This window comes from Mesorhizobium sp. B1-1-7 (assembly GCF_006442705.1).
Classification (GTDB): domain Bacteria; phylum Pseudomonadota; class Alphaproteobacteria; order Rhizobiales; family Rhizobiaceae; genus Mesorhizobium; species Mesorhizobium opportunistum.
Genome location: NZ_VFWQ01000004.1, coordinates 384,837 through 404,372, shown reverse-complemented (window position 1 = coordinate 404,372; position 19,536 = coordinate 384,837). Strand labels below are relative to the sequence as shown.

At 63.5% G+C, this 19,536-nt stretch carries 21 protein-coding genes; 9 read left to right on the top strand and 12 right to left on the bottom strand.

The window, feature by feature from the left end; genetic code table 11:
* Window positions 1-212 precede the first annotated feature (212 nt).
* From FJ978_RS09180 to FJ978_RS09145, 8 genes are all read right to left on the bottom strand, one after another.
* The gene (locus FJ978_RS09180) at window positions 213-1,703 is read right to left on the bottom strand and encodes a replicative DNA helicase (protein ID WP_013896310.1); all 1,491 of its coding nucleotides are present in this window, start codon (window positions 1,701-1,703) and stop codon (window positions 213-215) included.
* A gap of 220 nt (window positions 1,704-1,923) precedes the next feature.
* Window positions 1,924-2,901, bottom strand: a complete 978-nt coding sequence (locus FJ978_RS09175; protein WP_140571843.1) for a small ribosomal subunit Rsm22 family protein — start codon at window positions 2,899-2,901, stop codon at window positions 1,924-1,926.
* A 2-nt stretch (window positions 2,902-2,903) separates the two neighbouring features.
* Window positions 2,904-3,227: a YnfA family protein gene (locus FJ978_RS09170; protein ID WP_013896308.1), complete on the bottom strand. Its 324-nt coding sequence runs from the start codon at window positions 3,225-3,227 to the stop codon at window positions 2,904-2,906.
* A gap of 93 nt (window positions 3,228-3,320) precedes the next feature.
* Window positions 3,321-4,613: a cyclopropane-fatty-acyl-phospholipid synthase family protein gene (locus FJ978_RS09165; protein WP_013896307.1), complete on the bottom strand. Its 1,293-nt coding sequence runs from the start codon at window positions 4,611-4,613 to the stop codon at window positions 3,321-3,323.
* 262 nt (window positions 4,614-4,875) lie between these two features.
* Window positions 4,876-5,460, bottom strand: coding sequence for a 50S ribosomal protein L9 (gene rplI / locus FJ978_RS09160; protein ID WP_013896306.1), 585 nt, complete (start codon window positions 5,458-5,460; stop codon window positions 4,876-4,878).
* Between the two features lie 263 nt (window positions 5,461-5,723).
* On the bottom strand, window positions 5,724-5,972 hold the full coding sequence (gene rpsR / locus FJ978_RS09155; RefSeq protein ID WP_006203718.1) for a 30S ribosomal protein S18: 249 nt from the start codon (window positions 5,970-5,972) through the stop codon (window positions 5,724-5,726).
* A complete protein-coding gene (gene rpsF, locus FJ978_RS09150) occupies window positions 5,972-6,463 on the bottom strand; it encodes a 30S ribosomal protein S6 (protein ID WP_013896305.1) in 492 nt (163 codons plus the stop codon). Before rpsF ends, rpsR begins: the two co-directional genes overlap by 1 nt.
* A 438-nt stretch (window positions 6,464-6,901) precedes the next feature.
* Complete coding sequence (locus tag FJ978_RS09145; RefSeq protein ID WP_246678094.1) at window positions 6,902-8,830, bottom strand: LTA synthase family protein; 1,929 nt, start codon at window positions 8,828-8,830, stop codon at window positions 6,902-6,904.
* 277 nt (window positions 8,831-9,107) lie between these two features.
* Between FJ978_RS09145 and fabD the strand changes: the two genes are divergently transcribed.
* From fabD to gmk, 9 genes are all read left to right on the top strand, one after another.
* On the top strand, window positions 9,108-10,046 hold the full coding sequence (gene fabD, locus FJ978_RS09140; protein ID WP_140571841.1) for an ACP S-malonyltransferase: 939 nt from the start codon (window positions 9,108-9,110) through the stop codon (window positions 10,044-10,046).
* 55 nt (window positions 10,047-10,101) lie between these two features.
* Window positions 10,102-10,323 (top strand): ribbon-helix-helix protein, CopG family, encoded by a 222-nt coding sequence (locus FJ978_RS09135; protein WP_013896302.1) that lies wholly within the window; start codon window positions 10,102-10,104, stop codon window positions 10,321-10,323.
* A complete protein-coding gene (locus FJ978_RS09130; RefSeq protein WP_013896301.1) occupies window positions 10,307-10,573 on the top strand; it encodes a type II toxin-antitoxin system RelE/ParE family toxin in 267 nt (88 codons plus the stop codon). Before FJ978_RS09135 ends, FJ978_RS09130 begins: the two co-directional genes overlap by 17 nt.
* Before the next feature lie 31 nt (window positions 10,574-10,604).
* A complete protein-coding gene (gene fabG, locus FJ978_RS09125) occupies window positions 10,605-11,342 on the top strand; it encodes a 3-oxoacyl-[acyl-carrier-protein] reductase (RefSeq protein WP_023779657.1) in 738 nt (245 codons plus the stop codon).
* A 211-nt stretch (window positions 11,343-11,553) separates the two neighbouring features.
* The gene (locus tag FJ978_RS09120) at window positions 11,554-11,790 is read left to right on the top strand and encodes an acyl carrier protein (protein WP_006203723.1); all 237 of its coding nucleotides are present in this window, start codon (window positions 11,554-11,556) and stop codon (window positions 11,788-11,790) included.
* A gap of 34 nt (window positions 11,791-11,824) precedes the next feature.
* On the top strand, window positions 11,825-13,087 hold the full coding sequence (gene fabF / locus FJ978_RS09115) for a beta-ketoacyl-ACP synthase II (protein WP_013896299.1): 1,263 nt from the start codon (window positions 11,825-11,827) through the stop codon (window positions 13,085-13,087).
* 102 nt (window positions 13,088-13,189) lie between these two features.
* Window positions 13,190-14,434 carry an endolytic transglycosylase MltG gene (mltG, locus tag FJ978_RS09110; protein ID WP_140571839.1) on the top strand — a complete coding sequence of 415 codons (1,245 nt, stop codon included), beginning with the start codon at window positions 13,190-13,192 and terminating at the stop codon, window positions 14,432-14,434.
* A gap of 148 nt (window positions 14,435-14,582) precedes the next feature.
* Window positions 14,583-15,473 carry a YicC/YloC family endoribonuclease gene (locus FJ978_RS09105; RefSeq protein WP_140571837.1) on the top strand — a complete coding sequence of 297 codons (891 nt, stop codon included), beginning with the start codon at window positions 14,583-14,585 and terminating at the stop codon, window positions 15,471-15,473.
* A 21-nt stretch (window positions 15,474-15,494) separates the two neighbouring features.
* On the top strand, window positions 15,495-16,151 hold the full coding sequence (gmk, locus tag FJ978_RS09100; protein ID WP_049802478.1) for a guanylate kinase: 657 nt from the start codon (window positions 15,495-15,497) through the stop codon (window positions 16,149-16,151).
* A 6-nt stretch (window positions 16,152-16,157) separates the two neighbouring features.
* Here gmk and FJ978_RS09095 read toward each other — a convergent pair whose 3' ends face one another.
* The 4 genes from FJ978_RS09095 to FJ978_RS09080 all read right to left on the bottom strand — a co-directional run bounded on the left by FJ978_RS09095 (window position 16,158) and on the right by FJ978_RS09080 (window position 19,447).
* On the bottom strand, window positions 16,158-16,451 hold the full coding sequence (locus FJ978_RS09095) for a DUF1330 domain-containing protein (RefSeq protein WP_140571835.1): 294 nt from the start codon (window positions 16,449-16,451) through the stop codon (window positions 16,158-16,160).
* Window positions 16,452-16,619: 168 nt separating this feature from the next.
* Complete coding sequence (rsmA, locus tag FJ978_RS09090) at window positions 16,620-17,444, bottom strand: 16S rRNA (adenine(1518)-N(6)/adenine(1519)-N(6))-dimethyltransferase RsmA (RefSeq protein WP_140571833.1); 825 nt, start codon at window positions 17,442-17,444, stop codon at window positions 16,620-16,622.
* Window positions 17,445-17,469: 25 nt separating this feature from the next.
* Entirely contained in the window at window positions 17,470-18,498 is a 1,029-nt protein-coding gene (gene pdxA / locus FJ978_RS09085) for a 4-hydroxythreonine-4-phosphate dehydrogenase PdxA (RefSeq protein ID WP_140571893.1), read from the bottom strand.
* 16 nt (window positions 18,499-18,514) lie between these two features.
* Window positions 18,515-19,447, bottom strand: coding sequence for a peptidylprolyl isomerase (locus FJ978_RS09080; protein ID WP_181176720.1), 933 nt, complete (start codon window positions 19,445-19,447; stop codon window positions 18,515-18,517).
* Between the last annotated feature and the right edge of the window lie 89 nt (window positions 19,448-19,536).

The window sequence follows — 19,536 nt, the reverse complement described above, 5'->3', positions numbered from 1 at the left end:
CAAACCATAGACAGGCCGGCGGGACAGCGCCCCCCTCTGTCCTGCCGGACATCTCCCCCTCAAGGCGGGAGATCAGCAACTTCGATCCTGCCGCCCGTCTTTCTAGGTTGGTAATTGGCGAAAGCCTGCGTGACATCCAATCTCCCCCCTTGAGGGGGAGATGTCCGGCAGGACAGAGGGGGGCGGGACGGAACGAGGCCTGTCTCAAGAGGTCACTCGAACCTCTCCGCGATATGATGTTCCTCGGCAAGGTCGGAGAAGCGGGTGAACTCACCGTGGAACGCAAGGGTGACAGAGCCTGTCGGGCCGTGGCGCTGCTTGGCCACGATCACCTCGGCCTTGCCGCGCATCTCGTTCATCTCGTTTTCCCACTTGACGTATTCCTCCGTGCCGAGCTTCGGCTCGCGGTTCTTGAGGTAATACTCCTCGCGATAGACGAAAATCACGACGTCGGCGTCCTGCTCGATCGAACCGGATTCACGCAAGTCCGAAAGTTGCGGGCGCTTGTCGTCACGGCTTTCGACCTGGCGCGAGAGCTGCGACAGCGCGATGATCGGCACGGCCAGTTCCTTGGCCAGTGCCTTCAGGCCGGTGGTGATCTCGGTGATTTCCTGCACGCGGTTCTGCGAAGACTTGGCGCTCGAACCCTGCATCAGCTGGATATAGTCGATGACGATCAGGTCGAGGCCGCGCTGGCGTTTCAGCCGCCGGGCACGGGCCGAGAGCTGGGCGATCGAGATACCGCCGGTCTGGTCGATGAACAGCGGGATCTTCTGCATGGTCTGCGAACAGGCGACCAGCTTCTCGAAGTCCATTTCGGTGATTTCACCGCGGCGGATCTTCGAGGAGGAGATTTCCGTCTGTTCGGAAATGATGCGGGTGGCGAGCTGTTCGGACGACATTTCGAGCGAGAAGAAGCCGACGACGCCGCCATTGGCCGCCTTGAATGAGCCATCAGCCTGCTGCGCCGGCTCATACATCTCGGCGATGTTGAAGGCGATGTTGGTGGCGAGCGACGTCTTGCCCATGCCTGGACGGCCGGCGATGATGATCAAATCGGATGCCTGCAGGCCGCCCATGCGGCGGTCGAGATCGCGCATGCCGGTGGCAAGGCCCGACAGATGGCCGTCGCGCATATAGGCGGCGTTGGCCATGTCGACCGCGGTCTTGACCGCGTCGGTGAAGCTCTCGAAGCCGCCATCGTAGCGTCCGGTTTCGGCCAGTTCGAAAAGGCGGCGCTCGGCATCCTCGATCTGCTCGGATGGCGACATGTCGACCGGCGCGTCATAGGCGATGTTGACCATGTCCTCGCCGACGGTGATCAACGCCCGGCGCGTCGCCAGATCGTAGATGGCGCGGCCATAGTCGGTGGCGTTGACGACGGTGACGGCCTCGACCGCCAGCCGCACGACATATTGCGCCACCGTCATGTCGCCGACCTTCTCGTCGGCCGGCAGGAAGGTCTTCAAGGTGATCGGCGTCGCCACCTTGCCCATGCGGATGAGCTCGGCCGCGACATCGAAGATCTTGCGGTGCAGGGGTTCGTAGAAATGGCCGGACTTCAGGAAGTCGGAGACACGATAGAAGGCATCGTTGTTGACGAGGATCGCACCAAGCAGCGCCTGCTCGGCCTCGATGTTGTTGGGCGATTCGCGATAGAGTGGTTGCTCCGCCACGCCGAATTTTCGTGCTGCCTCTGCCATGATATCCCCGATGTCGATCCCGGCTTCTCGATATCAGAACGAGACGAATCGATGCTGACCTTTCTGCATCATCGCATGACCAACCAGCCTTGATGCCCGTTGTTCACAGGCTCGGCGAACCGTCCACAGGAGAGTGCTTCCAAGCCCCGATTCCGATTGACTCGGAAAGGCGCAAGTCCCTACCCGAGTCGTTGGAACAGATCAAGAACAATCTTGGCGATCAGGCGCTTCCTTCGTCCAGCGTATCGCCCCAGTCCAGGCGCCGTGCCGCCTTGAACAGATCACCGTCGCGTTTGGTCAGCAATTTTTCGCCGGCGCTGCCGTCCGTTCCGCAAAGCTTGAGCAGAACCTTGCCTGAGCCGGACTTTGGCGGTGCGATCACCCGCGCGGCACGCGCGGCGGCCGGTTGGCGCGAGGCGGCGACAAAAATGAACTTCTCGTCTTCCCACGGCACTTCCGCCTCCTTGGCCAGCCGGTGCAAGCGCGAGCGGGCGACGCGGCGGGAAAAGTGGCACCAGTCGGGCGGGGCGAGCGGGCAAGGCGCCTCATGCGGACAAGGCGCCAGCAGATGCGCGCCCGCCGCGATCAACCGCGCGCGCACCGCCAGGATTCGCTGCCAGCCGGCAGGCGTGCCCGGCTCGACAACGAGCAGCGTGTCGGCCGTGAGGTGCCAAAGCCGGTCGACAAGCTTCGGCAGGGATGCCGGAATGATCTCGTCCAGCACATAGGTACACGTCACCAGCTCGGCCGGCTCGAGATCGGCGAGGTCGATGGTGGCGTCGCCGGCCAGCCATTGGGTCCGGGCAGCGACTGCGCCGGCGGCGAGCGTCTCGCCGACCTTGCGTGCCGCCGCACTGGCTTCGAGGAGCACCGCCTGTTCGAGGTCGGGCCAGAGGTCCATCGTGGCCCAAAGCACCGTACCAGGCCCGGCTCCGATATCGAGCAGGGATTTTGGAACGAAATCAGGCCGGGCTTCATTCAGCGCATCGAGGCTGGCGCGGACCGCGGCATAGGTCGCTGGCAGCCGCGTCGCGAGATAAGCCTGCACGGCCAAATCCTGCGCCATGTGCAGGCGGCCGTCGCGCAACTCGGCACGGTAGCGGTCGGAAAGCGTTTTCGCCGCTTGCTTCAGGGTCGCGAGCGGAACGTTTTCAAGCAGGCGCTCGACCCCTTGGCGAAGTGGCACTGGCAATTCCATGGTCAGGCTCCGCGCGGTGCGAGCAGGATGACCGAGGCTCCGGCCATGCAGAGGACCGCGCCGGCAAGATCCCAGCGGTCGGGCCGCACGCCTTCCACCAGCCACAGCCAGGCGAGCGACGCCGTGATGTAGATGCCGCCATAGGCGGCATAGGCACGGCCCGCCGCATTGATGTCGACCAGTGCCAGGAGCCAGGCGAACAGGACAAGCGAGACGAAGCCCGGCGCCAGCCAGAGCGGCGACCTTTCCAGCCGCCACCATGCCCATACCGAAAAGCAGCCGGCGATCTCGGCCAGGGCCGCGGCAACATAAAGGAGATAGCTCATGAAAAAGGCCTCGCGACGATCACGAGGCCTTTTTCAGGGCAGGGGCGTGCGAAGGCAAGCGCCAACAGCGAAAGCGTACGAACGTTCCCGTTTCTATTCCGCCACCTTGCGGCGACGGGCAGGCTTGGCGGGCTTCTCGACGGGAGCCGCCTCGCGGCGGCCCAGGTCGCGCATTTCCAGCGCCTTTTCGCATTTGGCCATATAGTCGCGGGTCATCGGCAGCGTGTCGTTCTTCTTGGTGATCTGGAACTGGAAGATGACCAGGTCCTGCCAGCGGAAGGCGGCTTCCGAGGCGGCCAGATAGAATTCCCACATGCGGCAGAAGCGTTCGTCGTAGATCGCCTTGGCCTTGTCGCGGTTGGCGGCGAAGCGCTGGCCCCAGTGCTTCAGCGTATCGGCATAGTGGAGCCGCAGGATCTCGACGTCGGTGACCACGAGGCCGGATTTCTCGATCGCCGGCAGCACCTCCGACATTGCCGGGATGTAGCCGCCCGGGAAAATGTACTTGCGGATGAAGGCGCTGGTCGCCCACGGCACACCGGAACGGCCGATCGTGTGCAGCAGCATGACACCATCGGGCTTCAACAGTGTCGCGGACTTGTCGAAGAAGGTGCGGTAGTGGTTGACGCCGACATGTTCGAACATGCCGACCGAAACGATGCGGTCGAAACGCTCGTTGAGCTCGCGGTAATCCTTCAGCTCGAAATGGACGTGGTTTTCCAGCCCCTGCGCGTGCGCCCGGTCGGTGGCCACGCCATGCTGTTCGGTCGACAGCGTCACGCCCTGCACGTCGACGTCGAAAGCCTTGGCGAGATAGAGGCCGAGCCCGCCCCAGCCGGAGCCGATGTCGAGCACCGTCTGGCCGGCCTTCAGCCTGAGCTTGGCGGCGATGTGGCGCTTCTTGGCGGCCTGCGCCTCGTCCAGCGTCATGTCCGGCTGTTCGAAATAGGCGCAGGAATACTGCATGTCCTCGTCGAGGAAGAGCCGGTAGAGATCGCCTGACAGATCATAGTGCCGCTGCACGTTGCGGCGCGAGCGCGAGGCGGTGTTGATCTGCTGCAGGCGGCGGAAGGCGTGGCGGAGGCCCTCGATGGCTTTCGACCAGGTCGCGTCGATGCCGCCGCTGCCCATGTTCTGGAAGGCAATTCGCATCACACCGAGCACGCCGCCGTCGAGAATGTCGAGTTCGCCATCCATGTAGGATTCAGGCACCGCCAGCATCGGATCGAACGTGATGGCGCGTTCGGCATGTCGGGTCTTGATGTGCAGGTGCACCGGCTCGCCGCTGCCGTCGCCGAACACGAATGTCGTGCCCTTCGGTCCGGTCACTTTGAGACTGCCGGTGCGAACCAGGCGATCGAGAACGCGCTTCAAGAGAATATTCATGACCTAATGTCCCCAGGCTGCCTTGCGCATGGCCCGAAAACCGCAATCGACTTTCGGACAGGATCATGCGCCGAACTCTAATTCCACACGTCCTCTGCGCGTCCAAAGGACGCGCGACGATCTAGTCTGCAACAATATATAGGGGTCCGAAAAGTTCCTTTTGGCACAAAAAAGCCCGGGCGAGAGGCCCGGGCGTTGGTCCACAAAGGACGGATAACGGCAATGTGATCGGAGCTTGGCTCCAATCCCTTGCGGGGTAAGATCAGGCGTTGTCTTCGCCGCCTTCGAACTCGGCGTTCGGATCGAAGAAGTTTTCCGGCCGGGCGTTGTCGTTGATGTCGTCGCCATAAATGGCTTCGGCGGTGGTCAGCGTCTCGCCCTTGGCCTGGCGTTCGGCTTCGTCGGCCGTGCGGGCGATGTTGAGCGTGATCGTGACTTCGACTTCCGGATGCAGCGCGATCGCCACATTGGTGACACCGATGGTCTTGATCGGCTGGTTGAGCTGGATCTGGTTGCGGTTGACCGTGAAACCTTCCGCCGTCAGCAGGTCGGCGATGTCGCGCGTCGACACCGAACCATAGAGCTGACCGGTCTCGCCGGCCGAGCGGACGGCGATGAAGCTCTTGCCGTCGAGCTTTTCGGCAACCTGGGCGGCTTCCGACTTACGCTCGAGGTTGCGGGCCTCGAGCTGGGCACGCTGGCCTTCGAACTTCTTCTTGTTGGCCTCGTTGGCGCGCAGCGCCTTGCCCTGCGGCAAGAGGAAATTGCGGGCAAAGCCGTCCTTGACCTTGACGGTATCACCCATCTGGCCGAGGCGGGAAACGCGTTCGAGAAGAATGACTTCCATGGTTTTGTTCCTTTCAGTTGGGCGTCGATCTCGGGATCGATGCCGATTCTTGGGAACAGGTCAGGACGCAAAGGGGCGTTGCCGCCGGTGTCGCTGTCCTGCCTGTCGGCAGTTAGAGGCTTTGGCCTCAACCCGGGATTTCCTGCATGTCGCCCAAAAGTGGGTTCCCGGCTTTGGGACAACGACATGCATCGTCAAGACACTCCAGCGGCGCCCGTCGCCGTGGAGAAAAGCGGGCGACAAAGCCGCCCGCTCGGAGAAATTTAGCGAACCACGTAAGGCAGCAGGCCGAGGAAGCGGGCGCGCTTGATCGCCTTGGCGAGCTCACGCTGCTTCTTCTGGCTGACCGCGGTGATGCGCGACGGCACGATCTTGCCGCGCTCGGAAATGTAGCGCTGCAGCAGACGCACGTCCTTGTAGTCGATCTTGGGCGCGTTGGCGCCGGAGAACGGGCAGGTCTTGCGGCGACGATGGAACGGGCGCCGGGTCGGGATCTGGTTGATGTCGACCATTATTCTGCACCCCCTTCAAAGCCTTCGCGCGGACGGCGCGGACCACGCTCGCCACCGGCGTCGCCGAAGCTGCGCGGCGGACGGTCGCCGCGATCGCGGTCGCCGAACGAACGCGGGCCACGGTCACCACGATCGCGGTCGCCGAAGCCACCGCGCTCCGAGCGCTCTTCGCGCTTCTGCATCATCGCCGAGGGGCCTTCCTCATGCGCCTCGACCTTAATGGTCAGGAAGCGCAGCACGTCCTCGGACAGGCCCATCTGGCGCTCCATCTCGTTGAGCGCTGCCGGCGGGCAGGTGAGGTCCATCAGCGTGTAGTATGCCTTCCGGTTCTTGTTGACCCGGTAGGTGAGGGACTTCAGTCCCCAGTTCTCGACCCGGCCGACGGACCCGCCATTTGCTGCGATGACGCCCTTGTACTGTTCGACAAGCGCATCGACCTGCTGCTGCGAGAGGTCCTGCCGGGCAAGAAACACATGTTCGTAAAGAGCCATTATGTCTTCGTGCCTTTCTTCGTTTCTCTCCCGGTTCCCGGCGGCAAAAGCCTCTGCAACTTCTCTGACCCGGATCCCTTGAGGGGCGGGGAAGAAAGGAGCATGACGAGACGGTCGAGAGCGGAGACACGGGAGGCGGAAGCACTTCTGGCTTCACGCGAAGGTTTTTGAGAAAACCTCCGGCCCTCCGTTCAGCCCCCAGCTAGGACCGGCAGATTGCGGGCGTCTATATAGCAATCCGCAGGGAAGGCAAGGGCGGGTGGCGTTCGCGATGTCGCAGGGGGAGGATCAAATGGCGACAATCGCAAGACTTTGCGACTTCCCCGCAGCGGCAAGCATTTCCGGGGATGAGATGCTTCTCAAGAGCAGATCGCCAACAAGTTCTCGAAGCTGCAACTAACGAATTGAGTGTTCGATCCCCTCAGAGGGACTGCAGGCTCAACTCGTGTGGGCGACGACCTTGTCGACCGTTTCGGGGAAAAAATCCGGCGCCGCGTGCCGCTTGCCGAACATCATGTCATATTGCAGCAGGCGGAAGTCGCGGATCGCCGGGTCGATGTCCTTCTGCCGTGCCCAGTCGGGCGTGGCTTCCCCGGCCGGCGTCAGCAACAGGTTGCGGTCGACGACGCGGTAGCGTTCGCGCATCTCGCCCAGGAAGCCCGTGTAGTAGGGATGGGTGATGCCGGCCGTCTTCAGGATATGATAGGGCAGGAAGGCGGGGCTGACCGCACCCAGGTCTTCGGCCGGGCCGGTACGGTTCGACCAGATGACCAGCGGCGTCTCGTGATGCTGAAGGGCGTCCTGCGGTGATGCCTCCTTGCGCGGCGCGACATTGTCCTTGAGGAAGCCCGTTTCGACGTAAACCGGGCCTAGCGGCGGCAGATGGTCGCCGAAGAAGGCGATCACCGTGGGACGGGAGCGCTTCTTTGCCCATTCGACGAGGCGCTCGAGACCGCGATCGGCATCCGCGGATCCCTCCGCATAGCTCAGCAGCGATTCACGCGCCCACTGGCTGATCGGCGCCTGCACCTTGTGGGTCGGGTTGTAGTAGCGGTTCGGTTCGTAGGGGCCATGGTTCTGCAGGCTGACCGCGAAGAAGAACACCGGCTGCTCGCTGGCGTCGGCTTCACGGATGATCTCGTCGGTCATTGCCGCATCCGATGCCAGCGGTCCGCGCTTTTCCATCGGCGGCAGCGTCTCTTCCGACTTGAAGTCGTTGAAGCCGAAATCGGCGTAGACAGCACCACGGTTCCAGAACCAGTTGGTGCCTGGATGGATGGCGCGCGCCTGATAGCCCTCGCTCTTCAGGAAGGTTGCCATCGAGGGCGTCGGGGTGCGCACATATTGCTGGTAGGGGATGCTGCCGGCCGGCAGGAAGGCATTCGAGAAGCCGGTCAGCGCTTCGAACTCGATATTGGCGGTCATGCCGCCGAATTCGGGCGAGAACATATAGCCCGAGCGCAACGCCCGCACATTGGGAATGGGGTCCGGCGTGATGGTGACCCCTGGCAGCTTGGTCGGATCCCAGAAGGATTCGCTCATGACGACGATGATGTCAGGTTTCTCGGCGGGCACGGAGGCTGTCACCTCCGGCCTCTCGATTGCGGCGATCGCCTTGTCGGAATAGCCGGCCGGCGCCGAGACATGCGCCATCGGCACGTTGAGCGCGAAAGCGAGCGCAAAGCCGTTGGAGGCGTAGTTTTCCTTCTGGTCCCACATGATCGGGATGATCTGCAGCCGGTCCCTGGTCCACGAGAAGGTGGCGTAGTCCATGATCGAGACAAAGAAGGCGAGCAGCGGAACCGCCAGCGTCAGCCGGGCGAGGCGGCCCTTGCGGCTGAGTGCGAGGACCTTGCGGCGCCACAGCCGCCAGCCATAGACGAGCAGCGACAGGCCGGCGACGATGCCGACGACCATGGCGAGCGCGGTCATTGGCCGGTCGCGCACCAGCAATGGCAGCAGGGCGACGATCTGGCGGGCGTAGAGGAAATCCGTCGGATAGAGCGGATCGCCGAGATAATGCGACTTCTGATGGCCGACAAAGGCCAGGGACAGGGTCAGCGGAGCCACGATCATCAGGCTCTGGTGGCTACGGCCGAGCACGGCGTCGAGGCCGATCAGGATCAGCGCGAACACCACGATCGTGGTCCAGCCCGGCTTGAGCGGTTGTAGGAAGAAGGAGACGGTGCCGGCGAAATCACCGCGCACGATCAGTTCGATGGCGAACACCAGGATGGCCGCGATCGCCAGGCTGATCAGCCCGTAACGGACAACCGGCCATCTCCGGCCCGGCAGGTAGCCGGTGGACGGATCGTCTTCCAGGAATTGCGGCACGGCTTTACCGCTACGTTTCGAACTCTTTGTCACTTCAACTTCCCCACCCAGCGACAAACACGTCACTCGATTGTCATATAATTGTCACGCAAAGCTAGCGCCTGTGGCGGAAATAAGAAGAGCCAGCAAACGATTCGTGAGCGGTTTTCATCAGGAGTGATCGCCAAAAAGCCTTTGGGAACAGGCACTCGGCGGTTGACGAGGCCGCCCGGCAGGGGCGAACTGGGCTTGACTTGGCAGCCTGCCTTGCGTCACAGGCAAGAAAAACCCGCCTATCAGGCAAGCAAAACCAGCCCTTAGGAGCCCTCGCATGGCCGTCGCATTCACCTTTCCGGGACAAGGAAGCCAGGCTGTCGGCATGGGCAAGGATCTCGCCGATAGCTTTCCCGAGGCGCGCAGGGTCTTCCAGGAAGTCGATGACGCGCTCGGCGAAAACCTGTCGAAGTTGATCTGGGAAGGTCCCGAAGAGGCCGTGACGCTGACGGCCAACGCACAGCCGGCGCTGATGGCGGTATCGCTGGCGGCCATCAGGGCGCTGGAATCGCGCGGGTTCTCGCTGAAGGACAAGGTCGCCTATGTCGCCGGCCATTCGCTGGGCGAATATTCGGCTCTGGCCGCCGCGGGCTTCGTTTCCGTTGGCGATGCCGCGCGGCTGCTGCGCATTCGCGGCAACGCCATGCAGGCGGCGGTACCTCCCGGCGAGGGCGCCATGGCAGCGATCATCGGACTGGAGCAGGCGGATGTCGAAGCTGCCTGCGCTGAAGCGGCCAAAGGGTCTGTCTGCCAGGTCGCTAACGACAATGGCGGCGGCCAATTGGTCATCTCCGGCGCCAAGGCCGCAGTCGAACTGGCCGCTAGGCTTTGCACCGAAAAGGGCGCCAAGCGGGCGCTGATGCTGCAGGTCTCGGCACCTTTCCATTCGGCGCTGATGACGCCGGCCGCGGAGATCATGCGCGACGCGCTCGCCGAAGTGGCCAAGGCCGCACCGGTGGTTCCGATCGTCTCGAACGTCACAGTCATCCCGACGAGCGACCCGGACGAGATTTCGCGGCGCCTGGTCGAGCAGGTGGTCGCCCGCGTGCGCTGGCGCGAGACGGTCGAATGGTTCGGCGCCAACGGCGTCACCGCGCTCTACGAAATTGGCGCTGGCAAGGTGCTGTCGGGGCTGGCGCGGCGCATCAACCGCGACATCGCTACCGCGTCGGTCGGTGCGGCGGTTGACGTCGAGGCGGCGCTAGCGGCGCTCTGACTTGAATTCTCCCCTGCGCGGCTGTACATGAATACATGTATTCATGAGGATTGCCATGCCGACCTCTATAAGACTGGCTCCCGAGATCGAGGAGCGCCTGGATTTCCTGGCGGCCAGGACCGGCCGCAGCAAGGCTTACTATCTGCGCGAACTCATCGAGCGCGGTATCGAGGAAATGGAAGACTATTACCTCGCCGCTGAAGTTCTGGAGCGGATCAGGCGTGGCGAAGAGGATGTCATGAAGGGCGAGGACTTCTGGCGTGGCCTGGACGCTTGAATACGCCCGTTCAGCGCGCAAATTCGTTGAAAAGCTGGATCCAAAAACGCGGCATCGCATCCGGGACTTCATTGAAAACCGTATCGCGGTGCTCGACAATCCACGTGAAGCCGGCAAGGCGCTGAAGGGCCCTTTGGCGACTTTTTGGAGATACCGGGTTGGGGATTATCGCATTATCTGCGATGTGCAGGACAGCCGGCTGGTCGTTCTGGTGGTAACCATCGGCCACCGTGGTGACATCTACAGATAATCGCCCGCCCCATTTAAGAAGAGGACAAGACATGTTCGAATTGACCGGCCGCAAGGCGCTCGTTACCGGGGCATCGGGAGGCATCGGCGAGGCAATCGCCAGGGTGCTGCATGCGCAGGGCGCCATTGTCGGCCTGCATGGCACGCGCATCGAGAAGCTGGAGACGCTGGCCAACGAACTTGGCGACCGGGTCAAGTTGTTTCCGGCCAATCTGTCGAACCGCGACGAGGTCAAGGCGCTCGGCCAGAAGGCGGAAGCCGATCTGGAAGGTGTCGACATCCTGGTCAACAATGCCGGCATCACCAAGGACGGCCTGTTCGTGCGCATGTCGGACGCCGATTGGGACAGCGTGCTCGAGGTCAATCTGACCGCCGTTTTCCGGCTCACCCGCGAACTCACCCATCCGATGATGCGCCGGCGCCATGGCCGCATCATCAACATCACCTCGGTGGTCGGCGTGACCGGCAATCCCGGCCAGACCAATTACTGCGCCTCCAAGGCCGGCATGATCGGCTTCTCGAAGTCGCTGGCGCAGGAGATCGCCACCCGCAACATCACCGTCAACTGTGTGGCCCCCGGCTTCATCGAATCGGCAATGACCGACAAGCTCAACGACAAGCAGAAAGAGGCGATCATGGCGGCCATTCCGACGCGCCGCATGGGCACCAGCGTTGAAGTCGCATCCGCGGTCGCCTATCTCGCCTCCAACGAAGCAGCTTACGTCACCGGCCAGACCGTCCACGTCAATGGCGGCATGGCGATGATCTGAACCAGGCCCGGCGGCAACGCTGCCGGGTTGTGAAAAGAGACCATTTCGCCTTGGACCTCAGCTATTTTTCGTGTAATGCGGCCCGCAACCCGGCGGTTCGGGCAAAAACCGGTCCGTGGCCGTTGCGTTTCCGGCAGGACCATCTTTCAGCTTGATTAGCGGCATTCTGCCCGCTAACGAAGACAGACAAACAAAAGACGAGGATGCCCAAATGAGTGACACCGCAGAGCGCGTCAAGAAGATCGTCATCGAACACCTTGGCGTCGATGCCGACAAAGTGACGGAGCAGGCGAGCTTCATCGACGATCTGGGCGCCGACAGCCTCGACACGGTCGAACTCGTCATGGCGTTCGAAGAAGAATTCGGCGTCGAGATTCCCGACGACGCGGCCGAGACCATCCTGACCGTCGGCGATGCGGTGAAGTACATCGACAAGGCTTCGGCCTGACGCTTTCCGCAGTCACCACCGGGGAGGACCTGCGATGAGGCGTGTCGTCGTCACGGGCCTTGGGTTGTTGTCACCGTTCGGCATGGGCTTCGAGCACAGCTGGAAGGAACTTCTGACCGGCCGCAGCGCCGCCAAGCGCATCACCGAGTTCGAGGTGGAGGATCTTGCCTGCAAGATCGCCCACGTCGTTCCGCGTGGCGACGGCAGCAATGCCACCTTCAATCCCGAGGCCGTGCTCGAGCCGAAGGAATTGCGCAAGATCGGCGACTTCATCCTGTACGGGATTGCAGCCGCCGACGAGGCGCTGAAGGATTCCGGCTGGGAACCCAAAACGCATGAAGAGCAGTGCGCCACCGGCGTTCTGATCGGTTCCGGCATCGGTGGTATCGAGGGCATCGCCGAGAACGCGATGATCCTCAAGGAGCGCGGTCCGCGCCGCATCAGCCCTTTCTTCATCCCCGGCCAGATCATCAATCTCGTCTCCGGCCAGGTTTCGATCCGGCACGGGCTGAAGGGCCCGAACCATGCCGTCGTCACTGCCTGCTCGACCGGCGCGCACGCCATTGGCGACGCTGCCCGGCTGATCATGTGGGGCGATGCAGACGTCATGGTCGCCGGCGGTGCCGAAGCGCCGGTGACGCGGCTGTCGATCGCCGGCTTCGCCGCATGCCGGGCGCTGTCGACCGAGCACAATGATACGCCACAGACTGCATCGCGCCCCTACGACCGCGACCGTGACGGCTTCGTCATGGGCGAGGGCGCCGGCGTCGTCGTGCTGGAGGAGCTGGAGCACGCCAAGGCGCGCGGCGCCAAGATCTATGCCGAGGTTACCGGCTATGGCCTGACCGGCGATGCCCATCACATCACCGCGCCCGCCGAGGACGGTGACGGCGCCTTCCGTTGCATGACGGCGGCCCTGAACCGGGCCAAGCTGACGCCTGCCGATGTCGACTACATCAACGCCCACGGCACCTCGACCATGGCCGACACGATCGAGCTCGGCGCCGTCGAGCGGCTTGTCGGCAATGCCGCGTCCAAGATTTCGATGTCGTCGACCAAATCGTCGATCGGCCATCTCCTGGGGGCGGCGGGCGCGGCCGAAGCGATCTTCTCGATCCTCGCGATCAGGGACAATGTCGCGCCGGCGACCATCAACCTCGACAACCCCGAACGCGAAACCGCGATCGACCTGGTGCCGAATAAGCCTCGCTCCCGCCAGATCGACGTCGCGTTGTCCAATTCCTTTGGCTTCGGCGGCACCAACGCATCGCTTGTGTTCCAGCGCTACAATGGCTGATCGTCCGGTTACCGGGCGGTGCTTTGACGTGTCGTCAATTTTGCCATATTCGCCCCTACTCTGCCGCAGGGGATTCGTTGAGAGATCAAACGGTAGGGCGAAATGAACACAAATCCGGCAGGCAACGGAGAATTCGGCCAACGTCCGGCGAGCACTGGGCCGATCGTGCCGAAGACAGCCAGCGAAGCCTTGCGGCCTGAAGCCGGAACGCCGCCGCCGAAGCGCTCGCGCGCTTCTCGCAGTCAGGTCGTCGTGTTCATGAACTTCGTCATCTCCTCGGTGATGCTGATGGTGCTGGCGGCGGGCGTGGCGGTCTACTTCGGCAAGCAGGAATTCACCGAACCCGGCCCGTCGGCCAATGGCGACACTTTCCTGGTCAAGCCGAACACCGGCGTCCAGGATATCGCTGACCAGCTCGAGCGCCGCGGACTGATCAGCGACGCCCGTATCTTCCGGCTTGGCGTGCGTGCCTTCGGCAACGATTCCGCGCTCAAGGCCGGTGAATACGAGGTCAAGCCCAGGGCATCCATGCGCGACATCATGGAGCTTTTGAAGAGCGGCAAGTCGGTGATGTACTCACTGACGATTCCGGAGGGGTTGACGGTCGAGCAGGCTCTGCAGCGTATCGCGGGCGAGCCCGCCTTGAGCGGCGACATGCCGGCCAAGACGCCACCCGAGGGCAGCCTGGCCACCGACACGCTGCGTTTCACGCGCGGCGCGACGCGCCAGCAGATGATAGACAAGTTGCTGGGCGATCAGAAGAAGCTGGTCGACGAGGTATGGCAGCGGCGCGCGCCGGACCTGCCGCTGTCGAACGTCGACGAGTTCGTCACCCTGGCCTCGATCGTCGAGAAGGAAACTGGCAAGGGTGACGAGCGTTCACGGGTGGCCGCGGTCTTCCTGAACCGGCTGGCCAAGGGCATGCGCCTGCAATCCGATCCAACCATCATCTATGGTCTGTTCGGCGGCAAGGGCAAGCCGGTGGACCGGCCGATCTACCAGTCCGACATCCAGAAGCAGACGCCTTACAACACCTATCTGATCAGCGGCCTGCCGCCGACGCCCATCGCCAATCCGGGGCGTGCGGCACTTGAGGCCGTGGCCAATCCATCGAAGACCGACGATCTCTATTTCGTTGCCGATGGCACGGGCGGTCACGTTTTTGCCGCGACGCTGGACGAGCACAATGAAAACGTCGCCCGCTATCGTGCGTTGCAGAAGAAGCAGGCCGATGAAGCGGCCAAGGCCGCCGCAGCCGCCGGGGCCAGCGGCAGTGCCGACAAACCTGCTGACGGCAGCGACGGCGACAGTGGCGACGCCGGCGGCGATGCGGGTGCCGCCCAGTAAGACGAAGAAGGCTGGAAGGGCGACAGCCCTGACATTTGAAGCAACGCCACGCGTCCGATTTCGACGTCCCGCGGCGTGATCGTTTTTAAGCAGCATCTGCCCTGTCCGGGATGGTTTCGGGGCGATGCGCCAGGGGTGTGTAGGCGACATGAATTTGCAGAGCATGACCGGATTTGCCCGTGCCGTCGCCGAGCATGAAGGGACCTCGGTCGCTTGGGAGGTCAAGTCCGTCAACGGCAAGAGCGTCGAGGTGCGGCTGCGGCTGCCGCAAGGATTCGAGCGGCTGGAGCCGGCGGTCAGGCAAACGCTGCAGAAGCGTTTCGCCCGTGGCAATTTCCAGGCGACGCTGACCATCGGCCGTGCCGCCGGCGCGCAGGCGCAGCCGGTCGTCAACGAGGCGTTCCTGAAGGATCTGGCGGGGCTCGCCAAGCGGCTGCAGGAACAATTTGGCGTTGCTCCCGCGACGGCCGACGGCCTGCTTTCGCTGCGTGGCGTGCTCGACATTCCCGAAACTATCGAAACCGAAGAGGCGCGCGCCGCGCTCGATGCGGCCATCATGGCGGCGCTAGACGTGGCGCTGAAAGGGCTCGAACAGGCGCGGCACGGCGAGGGTGCTGCACTGGCGCTGCTTTTGTCCGGCCATATCGACGCCATCGAGGCCTTGACGCTGCTCGCCGAGGCGGACCCGTCGCGCGATGCGGCGGCGATCCGTGAACGCATCGCCGAGCAGGTCAGGCTGCTGATGGACCCGTCCGCCAACCTGGACGCGAGCCGGCTGCACATGGAAGCGGCGTTTCTTGCCACCAAGGCCGACATTCGCGAAGAGATCGACCGATTGAAAACGCATGTCGCGTCTGGCCGGGCGCTGATCGAGGGTGGCGGCGCCGTCGGCCGCAAGCTCGATTTTCTGGCACAGGAATTTAACCGCGAATCGAATACGCTGTGTTCGAAGTCGAACGCCGCAGCCGTCACCGCGATCGGGCTGGAACTGAAGGCCGTGGTCGTCCAGTTTCGTGAACAGGTCCAGAATCTGGAGTAGCCGATGGTTGCCAAGGAACCGATGGTTGCCAGGGATTTGGGCTCCCGCATTCGTCGCCGGGGGCTGATGCTCGTCCTGTCGTCGCCATCCGGCGCCGGCAAGTCGACCATCGCGCGCAACCTTCTGGAAAGCGACTCCAGCCTCGAACTGTCGGTCTCGGTCACCACCAGGCCGCGTCGCGGCAGCGAGATCGAGGGTGTTCACTACCATTTCCGCACGATGCGCGACTTCGAACGGTTGCGCGATTCCGATGCGCTGCTCGAGTGGGCCGAGGTGCATGGCAACTGCTATGCGACACCGCGCGAACCCGCCGAACTGGCGCTGGCGCAAGGCCGCGACATGCTCTTCGACATCGACTGGCAAGGCGCCCAGCAGCTCAAGGAGAAGATGCGCGCCGATATCGTCTCGATCTTCATCCTGCCGCCGTCGATGAAGGAACTGAAGGCGCGCCTGAAGCGCCGCGCCGAGGACCAGGAAGCGGTGATCGAGACGCGGCTCAAGAACGCCCGCAACGAGATCGAGCACTGGAAGGAATATGATTTCGTCATCGTCAATGACGACCTCGACCGTGCCTTCGCCGAAGTGCGCGGCATCGTCGTGGCCGAGCGGCTAAGGCGCGATCGCCGGCCTGGTCTGTTCGATTTCGTCTCTGGCCTGTTGGACGAAAAGACCGGCTGACCGGTTTCAGGATGCCATGCCGTCGACCAGGATCAGATTGCGGCTGAGCGCGGCGTCGCGCACGTCCAGTGCAGCCGCATACTCAGCGGAAGCGTACCAACGCCTGGCCCGTTCCATGTCAGGAAATTCGACGACGATCAGCGGCCCGGGATGCCACTTGCCTTCCAGCGCCTCCACCTGGCCGCCACGCACCAGATAGCGCCCGCCGTGCTGTGCGATGGAGGCAGCGGCACGGGTCCGATAGATCTCGATCGCCTCTTCGTCGCGGATGGTGACATCGGAAATGATGTAGGCGGGCATTTGGTTCTCCAGCATGTTTGCCAGATTATCTATGCCGCGAGCGAGGCGTTTCCAGGCCTGCCGGTGCTAGAGCATTTCACCGTTTCACGGAAACGGCGAACCGCTCTATCTCTTTGTTTTTAAGCAATTCCGGACGGAAAACCGTGTCACACTTTTCCTGGAATTGCTCTATACCAAATTGGTCAGCCGCACGAACTCCTCGACGCTGAGCGTCTCGGCACGGCGGGTCGGATCGATGCCTGCGCGCTCGAGCAGGGCCTCGCCGCCGAGGCCTTTCACGCTCTGCCGCAACATCTTCCGGCGTTGGCCGAAAGCGGCTTCCGTGACGCGGCCGAGTTTTTTCACGTCGGCGGGCAGGGGGGTCGCGCGCGGCTCCAGATGCACCACCGAAGAGGTGACCTTGGGCGGCGGCGTGAATGCCTGGGGCGGTACGTCGAAGGCGATCCTGGCCTGGGTACGCCAGCCGGCCAGCACGCCAAGCCTGCCATAGGCATCGCTGCCGGGCGCGGCGACGATGCGCTGGGCCACCTCACGCTGGAACATCAGCGTCATCGAGGCATAGAAGGGCGGCCACTCCGCGACCGTCAGCCAGCGGATCAGCAACTCGGTGCCTATGTTGTAGGGCAGGTTGGCCACGATCTTCGTCGGCGCGCCGGTGGCGAGCGCGGCAAAGTCCGTTTTCAGCGCGTCGCCGGCAATAATCTCCAGCCGGCCCGGATAATGTTCCGAAATCTCGGCCAACGCCGCCAGGCAGCGTTCGTCGCGCTCGATGGCAATGACCCGTCGGGCGCCGTTGAAAAGCAGCGCCCTTGTCAGGCCGCCGGGCCCCGGCCCAACCTCGATTATCGTGGTGTTTGTCAGGTCGCCCGCGGCACGCGCGATCTTGCTGGTTAGATTGAGGTCGAGCAGGAAATTCTGGCCGAGCGCCTTTTTCGCCTGCAGCTCATGGCGCTCGATGACGTCGCGCAGCGGCGGCAACCCGTCGATGCTCATGCCGGAAAGCCAGAAGGGGGAGTGCTCATGCGGCGGCGGCCCTTGCGCCGGTGTCAGCCAGCTTCCTGGCCAGCTTCAACGCAGCGATCAGGCTGTCGGGTCGCGCAATGCCCTTGCCGGCGATGTCGAAGGCGGTGCCATGGTCGGGCGAGGTGCGGATGAAGGGGAGACCGAGCGTGACGTTGACCGCCTCGTCGAAGGCCAATGCCTTGGCCGGGATCAAAGCCTGGTCGTGATACATGCACAGCGCCGCATCGTAGCCCGCCCGCGCCCGGGGATGGAACAATGTGTCGGCCGGCAGGGGACCGAAAGCGTCGATGCCCTCGGCGCGCAGGATGTCGACGGCCGGGCGCACGATACGCTCGTCCTCAAGGCCCATGGAGCCGCCTTCGCCGGCATGCGGATTGAGGCCCGCGACGGCGAGCCTCGGCTTGGCGATGCCGAACCGGCTGGCGAGGTCGGCGGCGGTGATGCGTGCGGTGGCGACGATCAACTCGGTGGTCAGGGCCTTCGGCACCTCGGCCAGGGCGATGTGGATGGTGACGGGAACCGTGCGCAGGTCAGGGCCCGCCAGCATCATCACCGGCAGCGCCTCGACGCCGGTGTGCCGGGCCGCCAGATGCGCCAGATATTCGGTATGGCCGGGAAAGCGGAATCCGGCATCGTAGAGCGGCTTCTTGGCGATGGGGCACGTGACGACGGCGGCGGCGTCACCGGCAAGGCAGGCAGCGACAGCGCGATCGATAGCCTCGATGGTGCCGGCTGCATTGGCCGGATCCGGCCGGCCCGGACTGTCGACACAGCGCGCCGTCAGCGGAACGATCGGCAGGGCCTGGGCGAATGCCCGTGCCGATTGCGCGGGCGTTGTCTCGATGATCGGCACCGACAGGCCGAGCTGGTCTGCCCGCGAGGCGATCAGTGCCGGATCGGCAAGCAGATAGAAGGCAGGTACGCCAAGAGCTTCACGCGCCATAAAGGCGGCGATGGCGATTTCGGGGCCGACGCCGGATGGGTCGCCGGCGCTCAACGCCAGCGCGGTCACCGCATCGTCCACGTCAGCGCCAACCACGTCATCGCTTGACGATATGGGCTTTCGCCTTCAACTCTTCGACATATTTCTTGCTGAGCTCGTCGGCATTCTTGTCGTTGGAGCCTTCGCTCTGGAACACCATCTGGGCGGTCTTGTCGTCGGACACTTCACGCGATGAGCAGATGCCGATGAACTCGACGCCGCGCTCGGTCTCACGCGTGACGGTGGCGCCGCCGACCTTGGTCGCCTTGATCTGCTCGGCCCAGTCCGGCGGCAATTGCGGCGCCAGCACCCGGCCCAGGTCGCGAACGGTGACGTCGATCAAGCCCTTGGCGAATTCGCGCGTCGTGGTGCAGCCGTTGAAACGGGCGCGCATGGCGTCGGCCTCGCGCTTGCGCTTGGCCAGCGTGGCGCTGCGCTCGGACGCCGGCACGACGAAGATGACCTGCTGCAGCATGTATTCGGTGGCGCTTGGCTTGGCGCCACCCTTGTCGAGCATGCGCCTGACCGCATCCTGCTCGGTGACGCTGCCGCCCTCGCCGGAACGATAGCGCGCGCCCAAGGCCTGGTTCCAGGCCATCTGGGCGCGGATGAACTCCTTGAAGTGGTCCTTGCCGACGCCGGATTTTTCCATGACGCCGTTAAGCTGGCTGAGTTGCATCTTGTTGCTGGTGGCAAAGCGCTGATAGGCCGCTTCGACCTGGGCGTCGCTGATGCGGATGCCAAGCCGTCTGGCTTCCGCGAGGCGCAGCGTCTGGTCGATCATTTCCTGGGCGGCATCGCCCTTCTTGCGCTGCAGTTTCAGGAAGGCGGCACGATGCGCGATATCACCAGTGGTGATCGGTACGTTGTTGACGACGTATTTGATCTCACTGGCGAAAGCCGGCGGCATCATGACGGTCATCGACACGGATGTCGCCGCCACAAGCAGCGCAAACCCTGCTGAAAAGAGGTATTTCCTCATCGTTGGCATCCCAATTTTATCATCCCGGCTCCGCCCAATTTCGTCCTCATCCGGGTGCGCGAATCCGTGCCAGCCCTATGCGGCGAAACGATGTCGCC